This is a genomic window from Neisseria sp. P0021.S007, assembly GCF_051956855.1.
The window spans coordinates 1-457 of the sequence record NZ_JBQCXA010001596.1 but is presented as its reverse complement, the minus strand read 5'-3'; the positions used below and the strand labels follow the sequence as shown (position 1 = coordinate 457).

Sequence of the window (457 nt, the reverse complement as noted above, 5' to 3'; positions counted from 1 at the left end):
CCAAACCGAGCGCGAACAGCAATTACAGCAAAAGCTGGAAACCTGGCGTGCCGAGCAGGCAGCCACCGAACAATGCGCCTTGGGCAAAGTCCTTTCCAACATCAGCCTGACCGACCTCGTCGTCTTCACGCCCGCCGAAGAAGCCGACCTGCTCGGCATCTACGGCATCGGCAGCGAAAGAATTGCCCAATACGGGCAGGCAATACTCGACATCTGCCGCTCTTACGCAGACGGGCTTTCCGAGCCGAAACAGGCAGAACGCCAGCTCGCCCGCCGCCTGTTCCAATGGTGTCTCGATACCGCCCGATATGAAGGCGGAGAGATGCACGCCGTCGCCAAAAAACAGACTTTACGCGCCATCGCCAAAGCCCAGCCGCAAACGTTGACGGCGCTTTCTAAAATTGATGACGTGAGCGGGGAATGGTTGGACAAATACGGTGAAGAAATCATAGAAATC

1 protein-coding gene is annotated in these 457 nt (G+C 56.9%); it reads left to right on the top strand.

Annotation, left to right across the window (positions count from 1 at the left end):
* On the top strand, positions 1-457 hold a 457-nt coding region (locus ACTHUR_RS20455; RefSeq protein ID WP_440400628.1), incomplete at both ends, for an HRDC domain-containing protein.